This is a genomic window from Enterobacter sp. RIT637, assembly GCF_019718755.1.
In the GTDB taxonomy this organism is placed as follows: domain Bacteria; phylum Pseudomonadota; class Gammaproteobacteria; order Enterobacterales; family Enterobacteriaceae; genus Enterobacter.
Genome location: NZ_JAIHAZ010000018.1, coordinates 1 through 23,089, shown reverse-complemented (window position 1 = coordinate 23,089; position 23,089 = coordinate 1). Strand labels below are relative to the sequence as shown.

The following is a 23,089-nucleotide window of genomic DNA, read 5'->3' as shown; positions in this document are numbered from 1 at the left end:
CAGTGTATGTTACGCGTTTTTAGAATGTGCGGTTTTTTGTATGTACGAGTTTAATCTGGTGCTGTTGTTGCTTCAGCAGATGTGTGTGTTTCTTGTCATCGCCTGGTTGATGAGTAAAACGCGCCTGTTCATTCCGCTGATGCAGGTCACCGTCCGTCTGCCGCACAAGCTGCTTTGCTACGTGACCTTCTCCATTTTCTGCATTATGGGGACCTACTTTGGCCTCCATATCGAAGATTCCATTGCCAATACGCGCGCCATCGGTGCGGTGATGGGCGGCCTGCTTGGCGGCCCGGTTGTCGGCGGCCTTGTTGGGCTTACCGGCGGTCTGCACCGCTATTCCATGGGCGGGATGACGGCGCTGAGCTGTATGATCTCCACGATCGTCGAAGGGTTGCTCGGCGGGCTGGTGCACAGCTATATGATCAAACGCGGCCGCCCGGACAAGGTATTTAGCCCGCTTACCGCCGGTGCCATTACCTTCGTGGCGGAAATGGCGCAAATGGCGATCATTCTGCTCATTGCCCGTCCGTTTGACGATGCGCTGCACCTGGTGAGCAATATTGCTGCTCCGATGATGGTGACCAATACCGTGGGCGCGGCGCTGTTTATGCGTATTCTGCTCGACAAGCGCGCCATGTTTGAGAAATACACCTCGGCGTTTTCCGCGACGGCCCTGAAAGTTGCAGCCTCAACGGAGGGGATCCTGCGTCAGGGATTCAACGAAGAATACAGCATGAAGGTGGCACAGGTGCTCTACAAGGAGCTGGATATTGGTGCCGTCGCCATTACCGACCGCGAAAAGCTGCTGGCGTTTACCGGTACCGGAGACGACCACCATCTGCCGGGCAAACCTATTTCATCGACCTACACCCTGCGCGCCATTGAAACCGGTGAAGTGGTGTATGCGGACGGGAATGAGATCCCCTACCGCTGTTCGCTCCATCCGCAGTGCAAGCTTGGCTCGACGCTGGTGATCCCGCTACGCGGTGAAAATCAGCGTGTGATGGGGACGATTAAGCTCTACGAAGCGAAAAACCGCCTGTTCAGCTCGATCAACCGCACGCTGGGGGAGGGGATAGCCCAGCTGCTTTCCGCGCAAATTCTGGCGGGGCAGTATGAGCGGCAGAAAGCGCTGCTGACGCAGTCTGAGATCAAACTCCTGCACGCCCAGGTCAATCCGCATTTCCTGTTTAACGCGCTTAATACACTGAAGGCGGTGATCCGCCGCGACAGCGATCAGGCCGCGCAGCTGGTGCAGTTCCTGTCGACCTTTTTCCGCAAGAACCTTAAACGGCCTTCTGAGATCGTGACCCTCGCCGACGAGATTGAGCACGTGAATGCCTATCTGCAGATTGAGCAGGCCCGTTTTCAGTCGCGCCTGCAGGTGACGCTCTCCGTTCCTGACGCGCTGGCGTATCAGCATCTTCCGGCCTTTACGCTGCAGCCTATCGTGGAAAATGCCATTAAACACGGTACATCCCAACTGCTGGGCATCGGGGAGATCGCTATTTCTGCTACCCAGTTTAACCACCATCTGGTGCTGGATATTGAAGATAACGCCGGACTCTACGTCCCTTCCGCCTCGGGTGGGTTAGGGATGAGCCTGGTGGATAAACGCCTGCGTGCGCATTTCGGTGACGACTGTGGCATTACCGTCGCCTGCGAACCCGACCGATTTACCCGTATTACCTTACGACTGCCGCTGGAGAAAAACGCATGCTGAGAGTGCTGATTGTGGATGACGAGCCGCTGGCACGGGAAAACCTGCGCGTGCTATTGCAGGAGCAGAGTGATATCGAGGTGGTGGGCGAGTGTGCAAATGCCATTGAGGCCATTGGTGCGGTGCACAAACTGCGTCCGGACGTGCTGTTCCTCGACATTCAGATGCCGCGCATCAGCGGTCTGGAGATGGTCGGGATGCTTGATCCTGAACACCGCCCCTATATTGTCTTTCTGACAGCGTTTGATGAATATGCCGTGAAGGCATTTGAAGAGCATGCCTTTGATTATCTGCTGAAACCAATTGAAGAGAAGCGGCTGGACAAAACGCTCAACCGTTTACGCCAGCAGCGCACCGTGCAGGATATGACGCTGCTGCCGGAAAACCAGCAGCCGCTGAAGTTTATCCCCTGCACCGGGCACAGCCGAATCTATCTTCTGCAGATGGATGATGTGGCGTTTGTCAGCAGCCGCCTGAGCGGGGTGTTTGTCACCAGCGCGGAGGGAAATGAAGGCTTTACCGAGCTGACCCTGCGCACGCTGGAGAGCCGCACGCCGCTGATCCGCTGCCATCGTCAGTATCTGGTGAACATGGCGCACCTGAAGGAGATCCGCCTGGAAGATAACGGCCAGGCCGAGCTGGTGCTGCGTGCCGGGCAAACGGTGCCCGTCAGCCGTCGCTATCTGAAGAGTTTGAAAGAGGCGATTGGCCTGTAAAACTGGTACACTGCGCGCCATTGCATCATCGACATTCGAAGGCTCTATGCTAAGTAACGACATTCTTCGTAGCCTGCGCTACACCCTGAAAGCAAACAACAACGACATGGTGCGCATTCTTGCGCTGTCCGACATGGAGTCCACGTCTGCGGGTTTCGATACCTGGATGACCAAAGAAGATGAAGAGGGCTTCGTTCGCTGCCCAGACATTATTCTGTCGGGTTTTCTGAACGGCCTGATTTACGACAAACGTGGCAAAGATGAGTCTGCGCCCGAGCTGGCGCTGGAGCGTCGCGTGAACAACAACACGGTGCTGAAAAAGCTGCGCATCGCGTTCTCGCTCAAAACGGACGATATTGTGGCGATCATGACCGAGCAAAAATACCGCGTATCCGTGCCGGAAGTGACCGCCATGATGCGCGCACCGGATCATAAAAACTACCGCGAGTGCGGCGACCAGTTTTTGCGTAATTTCCTGCGCGGGCTGACCCACCGGGTTCATCACCCGAAGGCGTGATTGCGGAATGGGTGCGGCCTGATGCCCTCACCCTGACCCTCTCCCACGGGGAGAGGGAGAAAACAATATGCCATAAAAAAAGCCGGAGACACTCTCCGGCTTTTTTGTTATTTCACCTGCTGACCCGGCTTCGCGCCTTCGTCTGGGCTTAACAGGAAGATATCTTTCCCGCCAGGGCCAGCGGCCATCACCATCCCTTCCGAGATGCCGAAGCGCATTTTGCGCGGCGCCAGGTTCGCCACCATCACGGTCTGACGACCGATCAGCACCTGCGGGTCCGGATACGCAGAGCGGATGCCGGAGAAGACATTACGCTTCTCGCCGCCCAGGTCCAGCGTCAGGCGCAGCAGTTTGTCAGAACCTTCCACGAACTCCGCGTTCTCGATCAGCGCCACGCGCAGGTCGACTTTCGCGAAATCATCAAAGGTGATGGTTTCCTGAATCGGATCGTCTGCCAGCGGGCCGGTGACCGGTGCCGCAGCAGCCTTAACTTCTTCTTTGGATGCTTCTACCAGAGCTTCAACCTGCTTCATTTCGATGCGGTTATACAGCGCTTTGAAGGTGTTCACCTTGTGGCCGAGCAGCGGCTGCGCCATGGCATCCCAGGTCAGTTCGGTGTTCAGGAACGCTTCAGCGCGGGCAGCCAGCTGCGGCAGAACCGGCTTCAGGTAGGTCATCAGCACGCGGAACAGGTTGATGCCCATGGAGCAGATGGCCTGAAGGTCAGCATCGCGACCTTCCTGTTTCGCGACAACCCACGGCGCCTGCTCGTCGACATAACGGTTCGCCAGGTCGGCCAGGGACATAATTTCACGTACCGCTTTGCCGAACTCGCGCGCTTCCCAGGCTTCGCCAATGGTTGCAGCCGCGTCGATAAAGGTTTGGTACAGGGCTGGGTCCGCCAGTTCAGCGGCCATCACGCCGTCAAAACGCTTGGCAATAAAGCCCGCGTTACGGGACGCCAGGTTCACCACCTTGTTGACGATGTCCGCATTCACGCGCTGCACGAAATCTTCCAGGTTCAGGTCGATATCGTCGATGCGGGAAGAGAGCTTCGCGGTGTAGTAGTAGCGCAGGCTGTCCGCGTCGAAGTGGTTCAGCCAGGTGCTGGCTTTGATGAACGTCCCGCGGGACTTGGACATCTTCGCGCCGTTCACCGTCACGTAGCCGTGTACGAACAGGTTGGTTGGCTTGCGGAAGTTGCTGCCTTCCAGCATCGCCGGCCAGAACAGGCTGTGGAAGTAAACAATGTCTTTACCGATGAAGTGATACAGCTCGGCCGTGGAATCTTTCTTCCAGTATTCGTCGAAGCTAACGGTATCGCCACGCTTGTCGCACAGGTTTTTGAAGGAGCCCATGTAGCCGATTGGCGCGTCCAGCCAGACGTAGAAGTATTTGCCCGGCGCGTTCGGGATTTCAAAGCCGAAGTACGGCGCATCGCGGGAGATATCCCACTGCTGCAGGCCGGATTCGAACCACTCCTGCATCTTATTCGCCACCTGCTCCTGCAGCGCGCCGCTGCGGGTCCACGCCTGCAGCATTTCGCTGAAGGACGGCAGGTCGAAGAAGAAGTGCTCGGAGTCACGCATCACAGGCGTTGCACCGGATACCACGGACTTCGGCTCGATAAGCTCGGTCGGGCTGTAGGTCGCGCCGCACACTTCGCAGTTATCGCCGTACTGGTCCGGGGATTTACATTTCGGACAGGTGCCTTTGACGAAGCGGTCCGGCAGGAACATGCCTTTTTCCGGATCGTACAGCTGAGAGATGGTGCGGTTTTTGATAAAACCGTTCTCTTTCAGACGGGTGTAGATCAGCTCCGACAGCTCGCGGTTTTCGTCGCTGTGCGTGGAGTGATAGTTGTCATAGCTGATGTCAAAGCCAGCAAAATCAGTCTGATGCTCCTGACTCATTTCGGTAATCATCTGCTCCGGGGAAATCCCCAGTTGCTGCGCTTTCAGCATGATCGGCGTGCCGTGGGCATCGTCCGCACAGATGAAGTTAACCTCGTGGCCGCGCATTCGCTGGTAACGGACCCAGACATCAGCCTGGATATGCTCCAGCATGTGGCCGAGGTGGATTGAGCCGTTGGCGTACGGCAGGGCGCACGTTACCAGAATTTTTTTCGCGACTTGAGTCATAGTAGGCATTACTTCTTTTAACTGTGAAAAGGGTTTTCGATATTACCAAAAGGGGCATTATTAAGTAAGCACAAACCGCGCCCTTTCAGGTAAACTTGTTCATCTAAGGTCTTATTCACAAGAACAAAGGAGTCGGGATGAGTTCTCAATCCCAGGCCAAATCACCGGAAGCCTTACGAGCAATGGTCGCCGGGACGCTGGCTAACTTTCAGCATCCAACCCTGAAGCACAATCTTACGACGCTGAAAGCGTTACACCACGTTGCCTGGCTGGACGATACGCTGCACATTGAGCTGCAGATGCCGTTCGTCTGGACCAGCGCTTTCGACGCGCTGAAAGAGCAAACCAGCTCGGAGCTGCTGCGCATTACCGGTGCGAAAGCGATCGACTGGAAGCTGAGTCACAGCGTCGCCACGCTGAAGCGCGTGAAAAACCAACCTGGCGTGAACGGCGTGAAAAACATCATCGCTGTCAGCTCTGGCAAGGGTGGGGTGGGTAAATCCTCCACGGCTGTAAACCTGGCGCTTGCGCTGGCAGCGGAAGGGGCAAAGGTCGGTATTCTGGATGCGGACATTTATGGCCCGTCCATTCCAAACATGCTGGGCGCGGAAAACCAGCGTCCAACCTCGCCGGACGGCACCCACATGGCACCAATCATGGCGCACGGTCTGGCAACCAACTCGATTGGTTATCTGGTAACCGACGATAACGCGATGGTCTGGCGCGGCCCGATGGCCAGCAAGGCGCTGATGCAGATGCTGCAGGAAACCATGTGGCCAGATCTGGATTATCTGGTGCTGGACATGCCGCCGGGCACGGGTGACATCCAGCTGACGCTGGCGCAGAACATTCCGGTAACGGGGGCGGTCGTCGTGACCACGCCGCAGGATATCGCGCTGATCGACGCCAAAAAGGGCATCGTGATGTTCGAAAAAGTGGAAGTACCGGTGCTGGGTATCGTTGAGAACATGAGCATGCATATCTGCAGCAACTGCGGACACCATGAGCCTATCTTCGGTACCGGCGGGGCAGAAAAACTGGCCGCACAGTATCACACTCAGCTGCTGGGTCAGATGCCGCTGCACATTACTCTGCGTGAAGATCTGGACAGCGGGAAACCAACAGTTGTTAGCCGTCCGGAAAGCGAGTTTGCGGAAATGTATCGCCAGCTGGCCGGGCGCGTTGCGGCGCAGCTCTACTGGCAGGGCGAAGTCATCCCGAGCGAAATCGCGTTCCGCGCGGTGTAATTCCTCAGCTCCGAATTGCCGGGTGGCGCTTCGCTTACCCGGCCTACAAATAGCACCATCACGTAGGTCGGGTAAGGCGAAGCCACCACCCGACTTTACCCAAGCCGATAGTGCATCAAATAATACTCTCCTTCCGGAGAATCACCCGTCGCCTCGATGTGCCAGCCGTGTCGCTGGTAAAACGCAACAGCTCGCGCATTCTTGACCAGACACTTCAGCGCCCCTGTACTGGTAAACGTCTTCTGTACCTGCTCCAGCAACACGCGCCCGACGCCCAGGCTCTGATACTGCGGGTCAACAAACAGGTTGTGCAGAAAGTTATCGTTCATCCAGACGGACGCAAATCCCAGACGGTGGCCATTCTGTACAGCGACCCAAATCTGTTCGTCGCGCGTTGCGGCGTCAAAGTCCTCAAGCTGCCATTCTGCACCGTTCAACCATGGCCAGGCGTCGCGCCGGGCATGCAGGTAAATCGTGCGCAGGAAAGGACGATCGCTCTCCTGCCAGGCGCGAACCAGGATCGTATTAGCGGTGATAGAAGATATCTCCATTGTAGGCTTTATGGATTTTTCCATCGGCGTCGCCAATCAGCACGTAGTTCTCACCCATGTAGGTCCAGTGTGTTCCGGCATCCGGCGCTGGCAGGTTACGCAGCTGGTACTGTTTGATGGTGTACTCGGGCGTTTGATACTGCGCTGGCGCCGTGTCGCCAATCTTGAATTTTGTGAAGTCAGCGATGAACTCTTGTTCTTCGTAGGCTTTGATGCCTGAAGGTGCTGCAGCCGGTTGCGGAGCTGAAAATGCGGAACCCGCCAGAGACAGTAGTACACCCAGAAGCAGCAATTTACGCTTAGCCATTTTTTCTCCAGTGATATCGTTACAGATACATTTCGTCTGCGGGTTTCAGTATGCGCGGCAGACGGTCCATTTTAAGTATCAAAACATGGTGTGTTTGAAAAAAAATGTAACAAAACTGGACGGTTTTGTGTAGTCGCAACACGGAAGAGATATTACGCCAGTGAATGCTATTTGTATTTTATATTTAATGTGTTTATTGATTTATTAATTAATTCTGAAAACGCATTACTACTTCAAAATTGGACCGTTAAGCGAATGCTTTCCCACGGTAGAACATTTAATATCGGCCCCGCACGACATGTTATGACGTCTGATTACCGGCTCGATATTGCGGGTCGGTTTAGACGATTCAGTACCTTGTTACTGTTCGGGAAATACGCTTTATTTACACTTTGCAATTCATTTAACGCAATGAATTATATGGTTATTTTTGTTAAATAAAATTGTCGTTCGTACGATAAGCACAACGATAAAAGATATGTTTATATAAATGAAAAACACAACGGCATTTTCCTTTTTATTTCTTGCAATAAGCCAGTTAACAGGCTGTGTATTTTCACCGGGTCAGGATTTAGCCATGACCGGTAAAAATGTTATTGCAACAGAAGATAAAGATTATCAGCTTGATAAACACGTGGAAATTTATCCACTGACCCCAGTGCTGATTGAACGATTGCGCCCGCCCGTATCGAAATCTCAGGCAAATCCTAATCTGGATGAGCAGGTGAAAAACTGGGAATACCGAATCGGCACCGGTGACATTCTTACGGTCACTGTCTGGGATCACCCTGAGTTAACGACACCTGCCGGGCAGTACCGTAGCGCGAGTGACGCGGGAAACTGGGTCAACGCGGACGGTACGCTCTTTTATCCCTACGTTGGGAAACTGCATGTCGCGGGCAAAACGGTTTCGCAGGTGCGCGAAGAGATCACCGCACGGCTGGATAAATTCATCGAGAGCCCGCAGGTGGACGTCAGCGTGGCCGCTTTCCGTTCTCAGAAAGCCTACGTAACGGGCGAAGTCGCCAAATCAGGCCAACAGCCGATCACCAACATACCGTTGACGGTAATGGATGCGGTCAATGCTGCCGGCGGCCTTTCTGCGGATGCTGACTGGCGCAATGTTGTTCTCACGCATAACGGCCAGGATTCGCGCCTTTCCCTCTATGCGCTGATGCAGCACGGCGACTTAACGCAAAATAAACTGCTCTATCCCGGCGACATCCTTTTTGTTCCGCGCAACGATGCGCTGAAAGTCTTCGTGATGGGGGAAGTCATCAAGCAGAGCACGCTGAAGATGGATCGAAGCGGCATGACGCTGGCGGAGGCGCTGGGGAACGCGGGTGGAATGGATCAGAGTATGGCCGATGCAACCGGTATTTTTGTTATCCGTTCGGTCATTGGAAAAGGCAAGACGGATAAAATTGCCAATATTTTTCAGCTCAATGCAAAAGATGCCTCAGCCATGGTACTAGGCACGGAATTCCAGCTTCAGCCGTACGACATTGTTTATGTCACTACGGCACCGTTATCACGCTGGAATCGCGTCATCACACAGCTAGTGCCGACCATCAGCGGTGTTCACGATCTGACCGAAACGGTGCGTTACATCCGATCCTGGCCGCAATAATGTTTAACTCAATCTTAGTAGTTTGCACCGGCAACATTTGCCGCTCACCGATAGGAGAGCGGCTGTTGCGTCAGCAGTTACCCGGAAAAGTCGTGACATCGGCCGGTATTTTTGGGCTTGAAGGGTGCCCGGCAGATGCGGTTGCACAGGATGTTGCCTGGCAGCATGGTGTTTCGCTTGACGACCACGTAGCACGCAAGCTGACGCGCAGTTTGCTGCAAAAATCCGATTTGATTCTGGTCATGGAGCCGGAGCATCTTCGTTTTATTGCCGCAATGTCGCCGGAATACCGGGGTAAATCCCTGCTTTATGGACAGTGGCTGGAGACAAAAGATATTCCCGACCCCTACCGAAAAAGTCGAGATGCTTTCGAATACGTTTTCGGGCAGTTGGGAAAAGCCAGCCAGGAGTGGGCTCGTCGATTGAGCCAAAAAGGAATGAAGCTGTAATGTCGTCTTACACCACGGACAAATATGGTGCTACAGCACCGCAAACGCATGAAGTCGATCTTCTTCAGCTGCTCGCTGAATTGTTTGATCACTGGATAACGATCGCCATGGTAACGCTCCTGTTGACGGTTTGCGCGGGACTCTACGCGTTTTCTGCCACACCGGTCTACCAGGCGGATGCCCTTGTGCAGATAGAAGCGAAACAGGACAACTCCTTACTGAAAAGCTTAAGCCAGTTCGGATCCGACCTTTCGCCTGATGTCGCTCCGGAATTGCTGTTGCTTAAATCGCGGATGATTCTGGGGAAAACCGTTGATCAATTGGGGCTGACGTATCAAGTCAAGCAGCATGTTATGCCCGTTGTAGGCCCGCTGTGGATGCGCCTTCGGGGCAGTACGCCGGGTAGGATGACAATCGGGAAACTTCACGCTTCCCTCCTGGAAGGCAAACCGCAAGAGTGGGTGCTGACCGTTCAGGAGCAGGGGCGGTATCACCTTGAGGGAGAAAGGCTCGAGGCCGACGGTATCGTTGGAAAAACGCTGCTCAAAGAAGGTGTTTCCCTTCTGGTGACCTCGCTGAATGCGGCACCCGGAACCCGATTTTCGCTCAAGGCTATTACCAGACTGGAAGCCATCAATGCGCTTCAGAAAAGGTTTACCGTCGCGGAATCGGCAAAACAGAGCGGAATGATCGCGTTAACGATCGCGGGTGAAGATCCTGACAAGATGGCCGTGGTGCTCAATACGATTGCTGACAATTTTCTGAGTCAAAATATTGCGCGTCAGGAGGCCCAGGATTCTCGCAGCCTGACCTTTTTACAGCATCAGCTACCTAAAATCAGCCGCGAACTGGATGAGGCCGAAGCGCGCCTGAATTCCTACCGCGAGCAGCGCGATTCCGTCGATTTATCTCTTGAGGCGAAGTCAGTTCTCGATCAGGTTGTGAATGTGGAAAATCAGCTCAACGAGCTAACCTTCCGTGAAGCGGAGATCTCGCAGCTTTTCAAAAAGGAACATCCGACCTATCGCGCATTACGTGAAAAACGGCAAACGCTTGAGAAGGAGCGCGCGCGTCTCAATAGCCGCGTGTCGACGATGCCTTCCACGCAGCAGGAGATATTACGCCTGAGTCGGGACGTCGAATCCGGACGCACGATCTACCTGCAGCTGTTGACGCGGCAGCAAGAGCTTAATATCTCGCGCTCCAGCGCAATCGGAAACGTGCGGATCATCGACGCTGCGGTGACGCAACCTGACCCCATAAAGCCGCGGAAAGCGCTCATTATTGCGCTTGGTGCTCTACTGGGGCTTATGCTCTCTTCAGGCTGCGTGCTGGCCCGCTCAGCGTTTAAACGGGGAATGACATCGTCTGAGCAACTCGAAGTGGAGGGGATGCCGGTCCTGGCGACGTTGCCGCGCTCTGAATGGCTCTGGAAAAAAACACATCTGCGCAGGCGCAATCTCTTCGCTTCACGCTGGACGCACAGAACGTTGGATGTGCCCTTCCTGCCGATCGAAAGGCCAGCAGATATGTTTATCGAAGCGATGCGCGGGCTGCGCACCAGTCTGCACTTCACCATGATGGACGCCTCGAACCGGATTATCGTTTTTTCTGGCCCCACACAGGATTGCGGCAAAACGCTGGTCAGTACGTCACTGGCCGCACTGGCGGCGCAGGCCGGACAGCGGGTCCTCTTTGTGGACGCCGATATGCGAAAGGGCTATGTCCACAATGTGTTTGAGCTGAGTAACCACTGCGGATTGTCCTCCGTCCTTGAGGGATGCCTGGCGTGGCAAAATGCAATTCAGCACTTCGAAAAGGGTGGGTTCGATGTTCTCACTTGCGGTCCGCAACCTTCACATCCCGCGGAGCTGCTCATGGGGGAAGGCTTCCAGGCGGTCATGGCGGAGATAAACGAGCGATACGATCTCGTTATTGTTGATACGCCTCCGGTCCTTGCCGTTACGGATGCCCTGTTGATTGCACGAGCGGCGGCGACAACTCTGCTGGTTGCCCGCTTTGGGAAGACGAGCGTGAAAGAGATAGAGAACTGTCTAAAGCGTCTGCAGCAAATGGGTGTGCAGGTGAAGGGCGCAATTCTTAATGATATCGTGAAGTCCGCCTCACTCTATTACAACTCGGGGTACAGCCATTACGACTACGGCTATACCCCGAAGGAAAAGCGGCGTGAGGGTTAGTGCTTCACCAGCGTAGCGAAGTAGTAGACCAGGGGAATGGCGAGGATCCACAGACCAACGGGGATTTCGCGCCATTTCCCGGCAATCGCTTTGATCACGATGTAAAACAGCAATCCGCCAGCAATTCCCGTTCCGAAGCTGTTGGCAATCAGCGTTATCATGACCATCATCAGCACCGGCAAGCCGTCGGTGAAGTTCGCCAGATCAACCTTACGTAAGCCGCTAAACATATTCAGTCCAATGAGGATCAGCGCAGGCGCGGTGGCTTCTTTCGGGATCATCAGTGCAACAGGCGTAAACAGCAACATCAGCAGGAACATCACCGCAGCAGCCAGAGCCGTCATGCCCGTTTTACCGCCCGCTTCAGCAGCAGCCGACGATTCGATCAGCGCCGTCGCGGCAGGAATACCGACCCATGGACCTACCGCAGCGGCAATGGAGTCCACCATAAACGGACGATTGATATGCGGCATGTTGCCTTCGTCATCCAGTAATCCCGCCTCACCACCAACAGCCAGCGTGGTGCCCATGGTGGAGAAAAATTCCGACGCAAAGAAGACAAACAGGAATGGCAGGAAGGCAATGTTCAGCGCCCCGAGCATATCAATGTGGCCGATAACCGGGGCCAGAGAATGCGGCATATCTATAAAATGACCGGGCAGTTTTGTCACGCCAAGCGGAATACCGACCAGGGTGGCAAACAGAATGGCCCACAGTATTGCCCCTGGAATGCGGCGCGCCTGTAACGCAATGGCCAGGAAGAGACCCGCTAACGCGACCAGCGCTTCCGGTGACAGGAAATCCCCCAGCATCAGGGCATTCGTTTTCGCGTTTGCCAACACCAGCCCGGCGTTACGAAAGCCGAGCACGGCAACAAACAGGCCAATGGAGGCCGTCAACCCCAGCTTGATGGACTGCGGGACCGAACGGGTGACGACTTCACGCAGCCCAAAGCGGGTCAGCAGAAAGAACAAAATCCCTGACCAGCAGGCGATGCCGAGACCAATTTGCCAGCCAATCCCTTCGCTGCCCGCAAGCGTGACGCCGACGAGGACCGAACCGCCAATACCGGGCCCGACGATAAAGGGCAGGTTGGCATAGAACGCCATCAGCAGCGTTCCGGCAACGAAGACCAGAATAGTGCCCGTCGTTGCCGCGCCTTTATCCATTCCTCCGACCGCCAGCAGACCCGGGATCACTACCAGTAAATAGGCGGCGGCGAGAAAACCGGTGATGCCAGCCAGGCACTCGGTGCGTACGGTGCTGCCACGCGCATGCAGTGCAAAACGGCGTTCTAGCCAGCTCCCTGGTGCTGGCGAATTAACGGTGTTGTCGGCCATTATCCGGCTCTCCTTCGGCATTATTGTGTGTTGTCCGGGGTTTCCCGGTAAGAAATTAACGGATCGACAATCTGGCGCGTGGTGCCATCGGTCAGTCCAAGATCGGTCAAATGCGGCCCGGCGTTGCAGGCAAGACAGGTGCCCTCTATTGCTTTAAAGACGCGATAGGGCGGCTCCCAGTCGGCAATCAAATTGCTACGCTCGCGCAGTTCCCTGAACTGGCGAGCCAGCTCATCAGGCGGCAGTTCCGAAAGCATCCCCGCAATCGGCATAGCGACGTGGGCGATGACGTCGCCATTTTGTACCAGCGCCATACCACCGCCGCTCTGGATAAGCATGTTGGCAGCCAGCGCCATATCGTGCGGATCGCGGCCCAGCACCACCAGATTGTGAGAGTCGTGAGAATAGCTGGTGGCAATTGCCCCACGCAGCTCCCCCCAGCCTTCGAGCAGGGCGAGTTGCGGTTTCGCCGCGTGGCGCGCGTGGCGATGCTGGACCCAGATCAGGCTAAAGCCATCCGGGATCGCCACTACGCCGTGACGTACCTGCGCGTCCACTTCACCCCACCGCGTGAAGCGTGCGCCGCTGATATGGCGCAGGCGCGCCACGCCGTGTTTCGCGTTGTCGATTTTCATACGGAAATCATCGTCTGCCAGCGCAGACAGCCGCACGGTATCACGCGGGAGCGGGGCTATCGTGTCAACGATGGGTTCAATCATTGCCCCGTCGCGCGCGATCAGCTTTCCGGCGACGTAAACCTGACGAGCCGTCAGCTTTTCAAGAGAGTCAAACGCCACCAGATCCGCGCGACGCCCGGCGGCAATCAGCCCCAGATCGTTACGCTGCAGGCGAATGGCGGCGTTCAGCGTGGCGAAACGCAGGGCGTGAGTTGCCGGTAATCCATGTTCAATCAGCAGGTTCAGCAGCGCAACGATCCCCCCTTTTTCCAGCAGCATGTCGGGCGGGACATCGTCGGTGCAGACCGTGATTTGTGAAGAAAGGTGGGGCAGGGATTTCAGGGCGCTCACGATATCGGGTAGCAGATAAGGATGCGAACCCCGAATTTCCAGCGTCAGCCCGGCGCGCAGCTTTTCCAGCGCGTCGTCTGCGGAGGTCAACTCGTGATCGGAGGTCACGCCTGCGGCGAGATAAGCCTGTAAATCCGCACCGTGAAGCCCGCGCGCGTGGCCTTCAATCAGCTTTCCGCTGTCCAGCCCGGCCTGCATAATTTCCAGCATCCGCTGGCTGCCGTTGAGCACGCCGTGCATATCCATCACTTCCGCCACGCCGCGCACTTCCGGCCAGCCGAGCAGGGTATTCATCTCTTCTCCGGCGAAGTCTGCGCCAGACATCTCCAGCCCCGGAGTCGATGGCACGCTTGATGGCGCAGCGACCATCACCTGCAGCGGCAGGTTACGGCTGGCCTCAATGGCAAAACGTACCCCTGCAATGCCCAGCACATTCGCCAGCTCATGCGGATCCCAGAATACGGCGGTGGTGCCCTGTGCCAGCACAATCTCTGCATAGCGAGCGGGAAGCAGGTGTGAACTCTCCAGATGCACATGCGTATCCATCAGTCCCGGGGAGAGATACTGGTTGTTCAGATCGTGCGTCTCACGCGCATCGCTCCGGCTGCCGCGCGGATGAACGCTGGCGATAAGGTCGCCCACAATGCCGACATCAGCTTCGCGGATCTCACCGGTAGCCATATCAACAATGCGGGTGTGCGTAAGCAGCAGATCGAACGGCACTTCACCGCGTGCAGCCTGGACGGCGCGGCGTCGGGTTTCGGCACTCATGTAATTAACGGTTCCAGCATGAAAATAATGACGTTACTCTATGCATACGGCAAACGTTTGCCCAGCTGATAAAATTTATCACCCGATAACCCCGGCTTATTCTCCGACGCGTGTAAACGATAATGACGATGGAACCCTGGCAGCGCTTGCCCGCGCTCTCACTGCGACAGCTACAGTATTTTGTCACCCTGGCGCAGCTGCGTCATTTCACCGACACCGCCAGCAAGCTGGCGATCAGCCAGCCTGCGCTCAGCAGCGCATTGCGGCAAATCGAAACGGTGCTCGGCGGTAAGCTGGTGAACCGCACCGCCTCAGCGGTGACGCTGACGGAGCTGGGCAACGCCATCCTGCCGCACGCGCAGCGGGTGCTCAGCGTGGCTCAGCTTGCCTTCGACGATATGCAGCAGATTGTGCAGGCAGGCGGTGACGGCACGGTGCGCATCGGGCTGGTGCCATCCGTCAGCTCGCTCTTGTTCCCGCAACTGCCCCAAACGCTGGCGCAGGCTTTTCCGCGTCTTAAGGTAGAGTTTCACGATCAAACCAATGATGCGCTGGTGGCGCAGTTGCTGAAAGGGCAGATTGATTTTGGCATTGGCGCGCTGGACAATTCTGTGCCGGAACAGCTGTCCGTCTTCCCGCTGCAGGAAGATCCTTTTGTTGCTGTGATTCATTGTGACGATCCGCTGGCGGCGTCGGCGCATTTACCCTGGAAGCAGCTTGTGGGGCGAGATATCGCCGTGTTCTCAAAAGGTAACATCCAACGCCTGGTCGGGGCGCTCGCTGAAAGCCACCGTTTGTCGTTGCAGACACGTTATCAGGTGGATTATATCGAAACGCTGTACGGCCTGGTGCGTTCCCGGCTGGCCGTGGCGATACTGCCGCAACTCTATACCACGCATCTTCAGGATCCACAGCTCAAGGTGGTTCATCTTCAGCAACCGGCACTTGCCCGAACAGTGGCATTGATGCGTGCACCACAGCCATTACCGACGCTTATCGAATCTTGCTTTACGCTAATGGTTGAAACCTTGAGGACACACTGAGGGGATAGGGCAGGGGAAAATACCCTCTCCCGAGCGGGAGAGGGATAAGCATTACTTAGCCAGAACTTCCTGAGCGGTACGCTCAACCAGAGACAGCAGAACTTTTACGTCCTCCAGCGTCACGGTTGGGTTCAGCAGGGTCAGCTTCAGGCAGGTGATACCGTTATGCTCGGTCACGCCGACGTTAGCACGGCCAGATTCCAGCAGCGCATCACCAATCTTCTGGTTCAGCAGGGCGATACCTGCATCATCCATCTGCGCCTGAGGACGGAAGCGGAACAGCACGCTTGCCAGCTGTGGCTGCATCACCAGTTCCAGAGCAGACTGCTCTTTCACGTAGGCTGCAACCTGCTGTGCCAGGGTCACACCGTGATCGATGATCGCCGCGTACTGCTCCTGGCCCAGCGCTTCCAGGCTCATCCACAGCTTCAGCGCGTCGAAACGACGGGTGGTCTGCAGAGATTTGGACACCAGGTTAGGCACGCCCGCCTCTTCGTCGAACTCAGAGTTCAGGTAGGCCGCCTGATAGCGCATCAGCTCATAGTGACGTGCTTCTTTCAGCAGGAACGCGCCGCAGCTGATGGTCTGGAAGAACTGTTTGTGGAAGTCCAGGGTAATGGAATCCACCAGCTCAATGCCGTCCAGGTAGTGACGATACTGCTGGGACATCAGCAGTGCGCCGCCCCATGCTGCATCAACGTGTACCCAGATGTTCTGCTTCGCCGCCAGCTCAGCAATGGCACGCAGCGGGTCGATAGCACCGGCATCGGTGGTACCTGCCGTCGCAACGATCGCCAGAATCTGCTCGCCGTTCGCGTTGCACTGCTCAATTTTCGCCGCCAGATCGGTCAGATCCATGCGTGAGAATTCGTCCGTTTTCACCTGCACCACGGACTGGTAGCCCAGACCCATCAGCGCCATGTTTTTCTGCACGGAGAAGTGTGCGTTCTCGGAGCACAGCACGCGAATTTTGCGCAGATCGCCTACCAGGCCATCCTGCTGAACGGAGTGACCCTGGCGTGCGAAGAACGCATCGCGCGCCAGCATCAGGCCCATCAGGTTGCTCTGGGTGCCGCCGCTGGTGAAGACACCTGCGTCGCCAGCCTGATAACCCACGCGGGTACGCAGCCACTCGATCAGTTTGATCTCAATGATGGTTGCGGACGGGCTTTGATCCCAGGAGTCCATACTCTGGTTAGTGGCGTTGATCAGCACTTCCGCCGCCTGGCTTACGACCAGGCTTGGGCAGTGCAGGTGCGCCACACACTGCGGGTGATGAACGGACAAACTGTCTTTCAGGAAGAACTCAACGGCGCGTTCAATCGCCGCTTCGTTGCCCAGCCCTTTCGGGTTGAAATCCAGCTTAATACGGTCGCGCAGTTCCGCGACCGTTTTGCCCTGGTACATCTCAGGCTGTTTCAGCCACTGCATCACAGCCTGAGTGCTTTGTTCAATCGCCTGCTGGTAAGCTTCAATGCTCTGCGCAGAGGAGAACAAAATTGGGTTTGAATCAGACATCGTAATCAACAACTCCGGTTACGCCGGGCGAACGCCCGCAGCAAGCAGTGCCTGCTCGAATTTATCCAGGAAGATTTTCAGCTCTTCATCGCTGATCAGCAGAGATGGCAGCAGACGCAGAACGATACCGTTACGGCCACCGCGCTCCAGAATCAGACCGGCTTCGAAGCACTTCTTCTGAATCAGCGCAGACAGCTCGCCGTCGCCCGGGAAGCAGCCCATGTGGTCAGCGGCTTCGTGTGGCTTAACGATCTCAATACCGATCATCATGCCCAGACCGCGAACGTGGCCGATGACCGGATAGCGTTTCGCCATCTCTTTCAGCTGGCCTTTCAGCCATTCGCCCTGCGCAGCAACTTTGCCAGCGATGTTCTGGTCTTTCAGGATTTTCAGCGTCGTCAGGCCGGTTGCCATCGCCAGCTGGTTGCCGCGGAAGGTACCGGTGTGGTGACCTGGCGCCCATGCATCGAACTGCTTTTTGATACCCAGCACGGCCAGCGGCAGACCGCCACCCACTGCTTTAGACATCACGATGATGTCTGGCTCAATGCCCGCGTGTTCGAAGGCGAAGAATTTACCGGTACGGGCAAAGCCAGCCTGAACTTCGTCGAGGATCAGCAGAATGCCGTGTTCCTGAGTCACTTTACGGATGCGCTGCAGCCACTCAGCCGGAGCCGGGTTCACGCCGCCTTCGCCCTGAACGGCTTCCAGGATCACCGCAGCAGGTTTACGCACGCCGCTTTCAACGTCGTTGATCAGGTTATCGAAGTAGTAGGTCAGCGCTTTCACGCCCGCTTCACCACCGATACCCAGCGGGCAACGGTACTCGTGCGGATAAGGCATGAACTGAACTTCTGGCATCATGCCGTCAACCGCTTCTTTCGGAGACAGGTTGCCGGTCACGGACAGCGCGCCGTGGGTCATACCGTGGTAACCACCAGAGAAGCTGATGATACCGCTACGACCGGTCACTTTTTTCGCCAGCTTCAGCGCCGCTTCAACGGCGTCCGCACCGGATGGACCGGTGAACTGCAGGCAGTACTCTTTGCCCTGACCAGGCAGCAGAGAGAGCAGGTATTCAGAAAACGCGTCTTTCAGAGGCGTAGTCAGATCCAGGGTATGTAACGGCAAGCCGCTGGTAATGACATTTTGGATGCTTTTCAGCACATCAGGATGGTTATGGCCAAGCGCAAGTGTCCCCGCGCCTGCTAAACAGTCAAGGTATTCTTTATTATCTGCATCGGTGATCCACACGCCTTCTGCTTTAGTGATAGCTAAAGGCAGTTTGCGCGGATAACTCCTGACGTTAGATTCAAACTCGGCCTGACGGGCCAGATAGGTTTCGTTGCTTTTGTGGGCATCTACGGTGTCAATACGGACTTTATCCGTCATCATATCACTCCTACAACCGCCGCTTCGTTATGAGCCACGATTGAATAAAAAGTTAAAAAACAGATGGGGGCCTGAAAAAAACGCCGCCAATATAGAGCCTTTTGCCACGGGGCTCAATGGTTAATTTGTTTACTGTTTTGTGACAGAGGGCACAGGGGGAAGGTTAACCCCGTTTCCTCAAAGAAAATTGCAGTTTATGAACAATAAAAACAGCGGCTTACGATGGGTTTGTCAGAACTGTAAAAGGAAAGAAAAGAGTGTGACAAATCGTGCTTTTCGCTGATGAAAAAGGAGGCGCATAGCCTCCTTGAGCGCGTTATTTCTGCCTAACCTGCAAAATGCCGTGGTCGCGACCTTTCGTCTTATTCCATGAGGCATCCGTAATACCGTTCTCATCAAGGCTAAACGATATAACAAAGCCTTCGCCGTGAATCTCATAGAAAGACGCATTCAGACGTTTTACGGTCGCTTTCTTGCCGTTAAGGGTAGCGCTAAAAAATCCGTTAGAAATCGTGGCGTTAACCATATCGGACGAAAATGAAGCTTCACGCATCGGATCATGAACGGTTTTCGTTTGTTCGTGTTGCGCCGCGTTTTCCGCTTTGGTTTTGTTGATATCGCAAGAACCATCGCCATCGCTAATTTGGGTGCATCCGGAACGCTCCAGCTGCGCGCGATAGTGAGCGTTAATGGCGTAGGCCGGAGCCGCCGCTACAGTCGCGCTAATAACAATCATCATTAACTTCTTCATTTTATTGCCTTATAAATTACAAAAATAATACGATACGTACATTACGCCGATCCACACTCCGACAGAAATAAGCATCAGGTATAAAGCGGCAGAGAAAAAAATATATTTGAACATGCTGACATTCATATATTGAAAATGAAAACCGCTCGTAGGTGGTTTTCTGTCTGATTGTGAGAAATAACTGTGATGGACTATCCAGTAAGGTAACAATTGAAACTTTGATTAAGATCACTTAAAGCACAAAAGATTAAAGTGGTCGGATGTTAAAATCTTTAATGTAAACATTAACTTATGTTTTGATGTGTACGACGTCCGCTTTCATTCAAAAGGTCTTTCTCTATCAGGGAACAGTCTGTTTCAGTGCCATGCTGCTGAAAATACGGATTTGACAGCTGTTATTATTTAAAAAATTTACAACGATAGGTTGGAGCGGAACCAGCCTGAAATGATACGAATATTATTATGGACTCTTTGAAGAGGAATGACGTGAAAGGGCTAATAATGAGTCAAACGACTATGCGGGATACTTACAAAGGCTTTAGATGCCAGATAAAAATATTTGTATTAAAAATTTATTCAAGAATGTATCTAGCTTTGATTGCTATAAATTAGTAGGAGAATTGTTATAGAATAGGGAGTGTTTAGAAGAGAGGGACTATTAAGCCCCTCAATGACAGACTATGCGACAGTATCAAGGATCTCTCTTAAGAAATCAGTGAAGCTATCAAATGAACCAAAAACATTTTCTGTACCAACATTATCTCTAATTTCAAAGAGATTAGATTTAGTATCATAGGTGAATAACGAAATACTATCTTCTCCGATCACTAATCTTTGAGCAAGATCAGGGTTAATATAGTCATCATTATCTCTATAAAAATCGTTCATAACAAATAAGTTTCTAATTAATGGTTCAGGTATAGAAAGACTGAATAAGATTAATCCGTTATATTCAAATCCATCCATAAACTTTAAAAAACTTACATAATCAGGTTGATTTGTAAATAACAAGTCAATTTCATCACCTAGAATCTGTAACATAGGATGTAGAGTATTGCTAGACTCTCTATTTTTTATGCTTTCAAGAAATGAATCTTTGATAGGGGCTTCTACTGGATACTCCCATTTATCCATCATCCCTTTTAATTCGATAAGAATTTCATTTATGTTATTTTCCATCATTATTCCTTTCAAATCATTTAAGTGGATAAATAGAACCAGTAGGCATAGCCCACGGAGTTATCTTACTTTCACCTGCTATCATACCTCTTGTTACGGATGTTTGCATATTACTGAAGATTTTATGATATGGTTCGTTCTCTATCAATGTTAGATTATCAAAAGCATTTGTACCACCATCATCTAGGGGGAATTTATGGTGTACACTCCATCCTTTAGGTAAACCACCTTCTGACATTCTCATTAGATCCGCAGGATTAAAGGTATTAGCTGCATCTTTAGTGTTTGCTGAATTATTTAGGAAATTCTTCCTTACTGTGTTGTTAAATTCTTTTCTTAGTATTGCCGCTTCCATCGGATTTCTTTTAACATAGTTAATATCTTGTACCGTGATGCCGTTAACTATTTTTGATTCACCTCTAAGTTTTCCTATATAACTATTAATTTCAACGTAACTATCTGAATTTGGTCTTTTAGCCATCAAAATAGAGGCTGCTGCTATTGTTGTACCTGCTGTTTTTTCATTTAATACCTGGTCATAACCCTGTATAGCTTCACCGCCTAATTGTTCTGCTGTTTTCCTGAATCCTTCAATGTTTCCATTATAAACCCCGCCAGCGGCTAATAAACGTCCTGCTGCTTTGCTATTGATGGTTTTAGCTGATTGAGCATGTTGTATAGGGGCGTCTGAATAATGAATTTTTTGTGTAGGTGCTGGTTTCCTTCCTTGATAATCATCTAAGCATTTTCGGTAAGCATCCCTAACTTGCATTTCAAACCATGAATGCCAATGCTCCATAAAGCAATCATAGATAAGATCACCGTTTTCATCAAAATAAAATGGATGTTTAAAATAATCCCATTGTTCAGATTCATCTATTCCAATAAACCAGCCAATATCTATATTATGCTGTGTGTGATCATAAGCACCGTCGTACATACCATTACGTTTACGATCATACTTAGCTGAAAAGGGATTTATAAACCCACTCTTTCTATTTGGCATTTGCTGGAGGCTAAAATAAGAATAGTTGTCAGAATCAAGATCGTAGTAGATTCTTGCTCTTTCAAAAGCGACTTCAGGCCTCAGTATGTATTGAAAATCTTCGGGGTTTAGCTCTCTTGCTGCATCCCATATCATGAACAATCTAAAATCGTGCATGGAGATCCCTCTCTATATAAAAGGTTTATGTTATCAGCTAATATTACATAATCAATTATTTATGTTCCGAATGAAATCATAAAAATACATTCATTGAATTAATGTGAAACGCAAGCTCTAAGTAATGATCATCGGGGTGTATTAATCAACGGGGAGCAGGTCACCCCGTTGCTGGCGAGGCAAAGGAAAGGAGATATACATGAAATTAGCTTTGATCGGTACTGGCAACATGCCGCTGATGCAGTGGATCCTAGATGACAAGGGCGATGATGCGATTATCAACATGTCAGCGCTGGCGCGTCGGCTCGGCTGTAGTCGTTCCAGCCTACTTGATCGCATCCATACGTATGGACTCGACAGCGCTATCAGATACTATCTCAGCGAACAGCGACAACTGAAAACATGAGAGCCTGGTTAATCCCGGCTTTTTTTATGTACTTTGCTGAAGTCAAAAAGATTGTCAAATTTAATGATATCTAATCCAGAGATAGCGTGATTAACATCTTTCATCATTGCGCCATGTTCATCATAAGCGTTACGTATTGCCATGAATTCTTCTGGTGTTATCTGTTCTTTAAGCAAAGCCTGCATGATGAGAGTCATCAGTTTTGAGATGGCTATTTGCGTATTACCAGAAGATCGAAGAAGGGGCGTTGAATGGCTCCCAGGAAACCTTTTTAATCAGAACATTATAATGACGTAACTTGATGAAAGAGCTACCAATGCGAAAGGTATTTTCCGTCATATCTTTCAAGGATTCTTGAATATGATAATAGCTTTCTTCGTCGGCTCTTTGTCCTGATTTCGCCAGTGTGTCGAGAAAAGTCATAATGCGGTTTAAGTCAAAGCGCATACGATTGTAACGGCTTCTGGTGCCATCAATTTCTTCTTTGAGAGCGATTGCTGAATCTATTGCCCGCTCCATTTTTCTCGTCTTCACAATCTCCTGAAGTTTAATCCCTCCGAAGATGACGCCGCCAACCACACTCAACGCTGTTACAGCATTCGAAGCGATAGAGATAATGTTATCCCATGCTTGTAAATCCATCACGACCTCTTTTTTTTATGCGGTAGTTGACGACTTAAGAGCATTCTACATGGCATACATTGTGTGACTCAACCTGTCACACATTGCCCAAAAGGGCCGCTTTTGCCGTTTACAAGACTTCCCGCTGGCATTACTATCTTGATCAGTGATTAATAAGGAGCATTAATCGCAAGCTTTTGATTTTGTTTTATTTGACTCGGGGTGCCCTTCTTCGTTGAAGGCTGAGAAATACCCGTATTACCTGATCTGGATAATGCCAGCGTAGGGAAGTCAGATGCCTTCCCGGTCATCGCTTCTTCACGCAAGGCAGGAGCGAACCCATGCAGCCTGACCTGCTCGATTTACACGTTTTACACCAGTTCCGAACCCGTTCCCCGC

The 23,089-nt window shown here is 52.7% G+C and carries 21 protein-coding genes and 1 riboswitch; of the genes, 9 read left to right on the top strand and 12 right to left on the bottom strand.

The genetic code is table 11. The features are described 5' to 3' along the window. Nucleotides 1-40: 40 nt before the first annotated feature. Genes K5E19_RS19930 through K5E19_RS19920 form a run of 3 tightly spaced genes read left to right on the top strand, consistent with a single transcriptional unit; the run spans nucleotide 41 to nucleotide 2,956 of the window. Nucleotides 41-1,726, top strand: coding sequence for a sensor histidine kinase (locus K5E19_RS19930; protein ID WP_221552734.1), 1,686 nt, complete (start codon nucleotides 41-43; stop codon nucleotides 1,724-1,726). After that, entirely contained in the window at nucleotides 1,720-2,439 is a 720-nt protein-coding gene (gene btsR / locus K5E19_RS19925) for a two-component system response regulator BtsR (RefSeq protein WP_221552733.1), read from the top strand. Before K5E19_RS19930 ends, btsR begins: the two co-directional genes overlap by 7 nt. Before the next feature lie 46 nt (nucleotides 2,440-2,485). Further along, nucleotides 2,486-2,956, top strand: coding sequence for a DUF1456 family protein (locus tag K5E19_RS19920; RefSeq protein WP_014884542.1), 471 nt, complete (start codon nucleotides 2,486-2,488; stop codon nucleotides 2,954-2,956). A gap of 107 nt (nucleotides 2,957-3,063) precedes the next feature. Here K5E19_RS19920 and metG read toward each other — a convergent pair whose 3' ends face one another. Next, nucleotides 3,064-5,097, bottom strand: coding sequence for a methionine--tRNA ligase (metG, locus tag K5E19_RS19915; protein ID WP_221552731.1), 2,034 nt, complete (start codon nucleotides 5,095-5,097; stop codon nucleotides 3,064-3,066). 137 nt (nucleotides 5,098-5,234) lie between these two features. Here metG and apbC point away from each other — a divergent pair, with 137 nt between their 5' ends. Beyond that, nucleotides 5,235-6,344, top strand: coding sequence for an iron-sulfur cluster carrier protein ApbC (gene apbC, locus K5E19_RS19910; protein WP_221552730.1), 1,110 nt, complete (start codon nucleotides 5,235-5,237; stop codon nucleotides 6,342-6,344). A 95-nt stretch (nucleotides 6,345-6,439) separates the two neighbouring features. On the opposite strand, the gene K5E19_RS19905 is transcribed toward apbC, so the two are convergent. Both K5E19_RS19905 and K5E19_RS19900 read right to left on the bottom strand, forming a co-directional pair. After that, complete coding sequence (locus tag K5E19_RS19905) at nucleotides 6,440-6,919, bottom strand: GNAT family N-acetyltransferase (protein WP_221552729.1); 480 nt, start codon at nucleotides 6,917-6,919, stop codon at nucleotides 6,440-6,442. After that, nucleotides 6,870-7,202, bottom strand: a complete 333-nt coding sequence (locus K5E19_RS19900) for an RcnB family protein (RefSeq protein WP_126544445.1) — start codon at nucleotides 7,200-7,202, stop codon at nucleotides 6,870-6,872. The genes K5E19_RS19905 and K5E19_RS19900 overlap by 50 nt, the downstream gene beginning before the upstream one ends. Nucleotides 7,203-7,692: 490 nt before the next feature. On the opposite strand from K5E19_RS19900, the gene K5E19_RS19895 reads away from it, so the two are divergent. Genes K5E19_RS19895 through K5E19_RS19885 form a run of 3 tightly spaced genes read left to right on the top strand, consistent with a single transcriptional unit; the run spans nucleotide 7,693 to nucleotide 11,479 of the window. Further along, the gene (locus K5E19_RS19895; protein WP_221552728.1) at nucleotides 7,693-8,832 is read left to right on the top strand and encodes a polysaccharide export protein; all 1,140 of its coding nucleotides are present in this window, start codon (nucleotides 7,693-7,695) and stop codon (nucleotides 8,830-8,832) included. Continuing rightward, complete coding sequence (locus tag K5E19_RS19890) at nucleotides 8,832-9,281, top strand: protein tyrosine phosphatase (protein ID WP_311775524.1); 450 nt, start codon at nucleotides 8,832-8,834, stop codon at nucleotides 9,279-9,281. The genes K5E19_RS19895 and K5E19_RS19890 overlap by 1 nt, the downstream gene beginning before the upstream one ends. After that, a complete protein-coding gene (locus K5E19_RS19885; protein ID WP_221552726.1) occupies nucleotides 9,281-11,479 on the top strand; it encodes a polysaccharide biosynthesis tyrosine autokinase in 2,199 nt (732 codons plus the stop codon). Before K5E19_RS19890 ends, K5E19_RS19885 begins: the two co-directional genes overlap by 1 nt. Here the strand turns inward: K5E19_RS19885 and K5E19_RS19880 are convergent. Together K5E19_RS19880 and K5E19_RS19875 are read right to left on the bottom strand one after the other, a co-directional pair. Further along, the gene (locus K5E19_RS19880; protein WP_221552724.1) at nucleotides 11,476-12,819 is read right to left on the bottom strand and encodes an NCS2 family permease; all 1,344 of its coding nucleotides are present in this window, start codon (nucleotides 12,817-12,819) and stop codon (nucleotides 11,476-11,478) included. The genes K5E19_RS19885 and K5E19_RS19880 overlap by 4 nt on opposite strands. A 20-nt stretch (nucleotides 12,820-12,839) precedes the next feature. Then, the gene (locus K5E19_RS19875) at nucleotides 12,840-14,618 is read right to left on the bottom strand and encodes an adenine deaminase (protein ID WP_221552723.1); all 1,779 of its coding nucleotides are present in this window, start codon (nucleotides 14,616-14,618) and stop codon (nucleotides 12,840-12,842) included. 122 nt (nucleotides 14,619-14,740) lie between these two features. On the opposite strand from K5E19_RS19875, the gene K5E19_RS19870 reads away from it, so the two are divergent. Further along, nucleotides 14,741-15,661, top strand: a complete 921-nt coding sequence (locus K5E19_RS19870) for a LysR family transcriptional regulator (RefSeq protein ID WP_221552722.1) — start codon at nucleotides 14,741-14,743, stop codon at nucleotides 15,659-15,661. A gap of 51 nt (nucleotides 15,662-15,712) precedes the next feature. Here the strand turns inward: K5E19_RS19870 and K5E19_RS19865 are convergent, their stop codons facing one another. The 5 genes from K5E19_RS19865 to K5E19_RS19845 all read right to left on the bottom strand — a co-directional run bounded on the left by K5E19_RS19865 (nucleotide 15,713) and on the right by K5E19_RS19845 (nucleotide 21,663). After that, nucleotides 15,713-17,179 carry an aspartate aminotransferase family protein gene (locus K5E19_RS19865; protein WP_221552721.1) on the bottom strand — a complete coding sequence of 489 codons (1,467 nt, stop codon included), beginning with the start codon at nucleotides 17,177-17,179 and terminating at the stop codon, nucleotides 15,713-15,715. Nucleotides 17,180-17,197: 18 nt separating this feature from the next. After that, the gene (locus K5E19_RS19860; RefSeq protein WP_014884533.1) at nucleotides 17,198-18,574 is read right to left on the bottom strand and encodes a diaminobutyrate--2-oxoglutarate transaminase; all 1,377 of its coding nucleotides are present in this window, start codon (nucleotides 18,572-18,574) and stop codon (nucleotides 17,198-17,200) included. Nucleotides 18,575-18,887: 313 nt separating this feature from the next. After that, nucleotides 18,888-19,322 carry a hypothetical protein gene (locus tag K5E19_RS19855; protein ID WP_221552720.1) on the bottom strand — a complete coding sequence of 145 codons (435 nt, stop codon included), beginning with the start codon at nucleotides 19,320-19,322 and terminating at the stop codon, nucleotides 18,888-18,890. Between the two features lie 678 nt (nucleotides 19,323-20,000). Beyond that, nucleotides 20,001-20,507 (bottom strand): YrhA family protein, encoded by a 507-nt coding sequence (locus K5E19_RS19850; RefSeq protein ID WP_221552783.1) that lies wholly within the window; start codon nucleotides 20,505-20,507, stop codon nucleotides 20,001-20,003. A gap of 10 nt (nucleotides 20,508-20,517) precedes the next feature. Further along, nucleotides 20,518-21,663: an HNH endonuclease signature motif containing protein gene (locus tag K5E19_RS19845; protein WP_221552719.1), complete on the bottom strand. Its 1,146-nt coding sequence runs from the start codon at nucleotides 21,661-21,663 to the stop codon at nucleotides 20,518-20,520. Nucleotides 21,664-21,862: 199 nt separating this feature from the next. Between K5E19_RS19845 and K5E19_RS19840 the strand changes: the two genes are divergently transcribed. After that, nucleotides 21,863-22,069 carry a hypothetical protein gene (locus K5E19_RS19840; RefSeq protein ID WP_221552718.1) on the top strand — a complete coding sequence of 69 codons (207 nt, stop codon included), beginning with the start codon at nucleotides 21,863-21,865 and terminating at the stop codon, nucleotides 22,067-22,069. Between the two features lie 8 nt (nucleotides 22,070-22,077). On the opposite strand, the gene K5E19_RS24260 is transcribed toward K5E19_RS19840, so the two are convergent. Both K5E19_RS24260 and K5E19_RS19835 read right to left on the bottom strand, forming a co-directional pair. After that, nucleotides 22,078-22,254: a hypothetical protein gene (locus K5E19_RS24260; RefSeq protein ID WP_260411872.1), complete on the bottom strand. Its 177-nt coding sequence runs from the start codon at nucleotides 22,252-22,254 to the stop codon at nucleotides 22,078-22,080. A 37-nt stretch (nucleotides 22,255-22,291) separates the two neighbouring features. Then, nucleotides 22,292-22,711, bottom strand: a complete 420-nt coding sequence (locus K5E19_RS19835) for a hypothetical protein (protein ID WP_260411871.1) — start codon at nucleotides 22,709-22,711, stop codon at nucleotides 22,292-22,294. Nucleotides 22,712-22,898: 187 nt separating this feature from the next. Beyond that, nucleotides 22,899-22,996: riboswitch (TPP riboswitch) on the top strand. Nucleotides 22,997-23,089 lie beyond the last annotated feature (93 nt).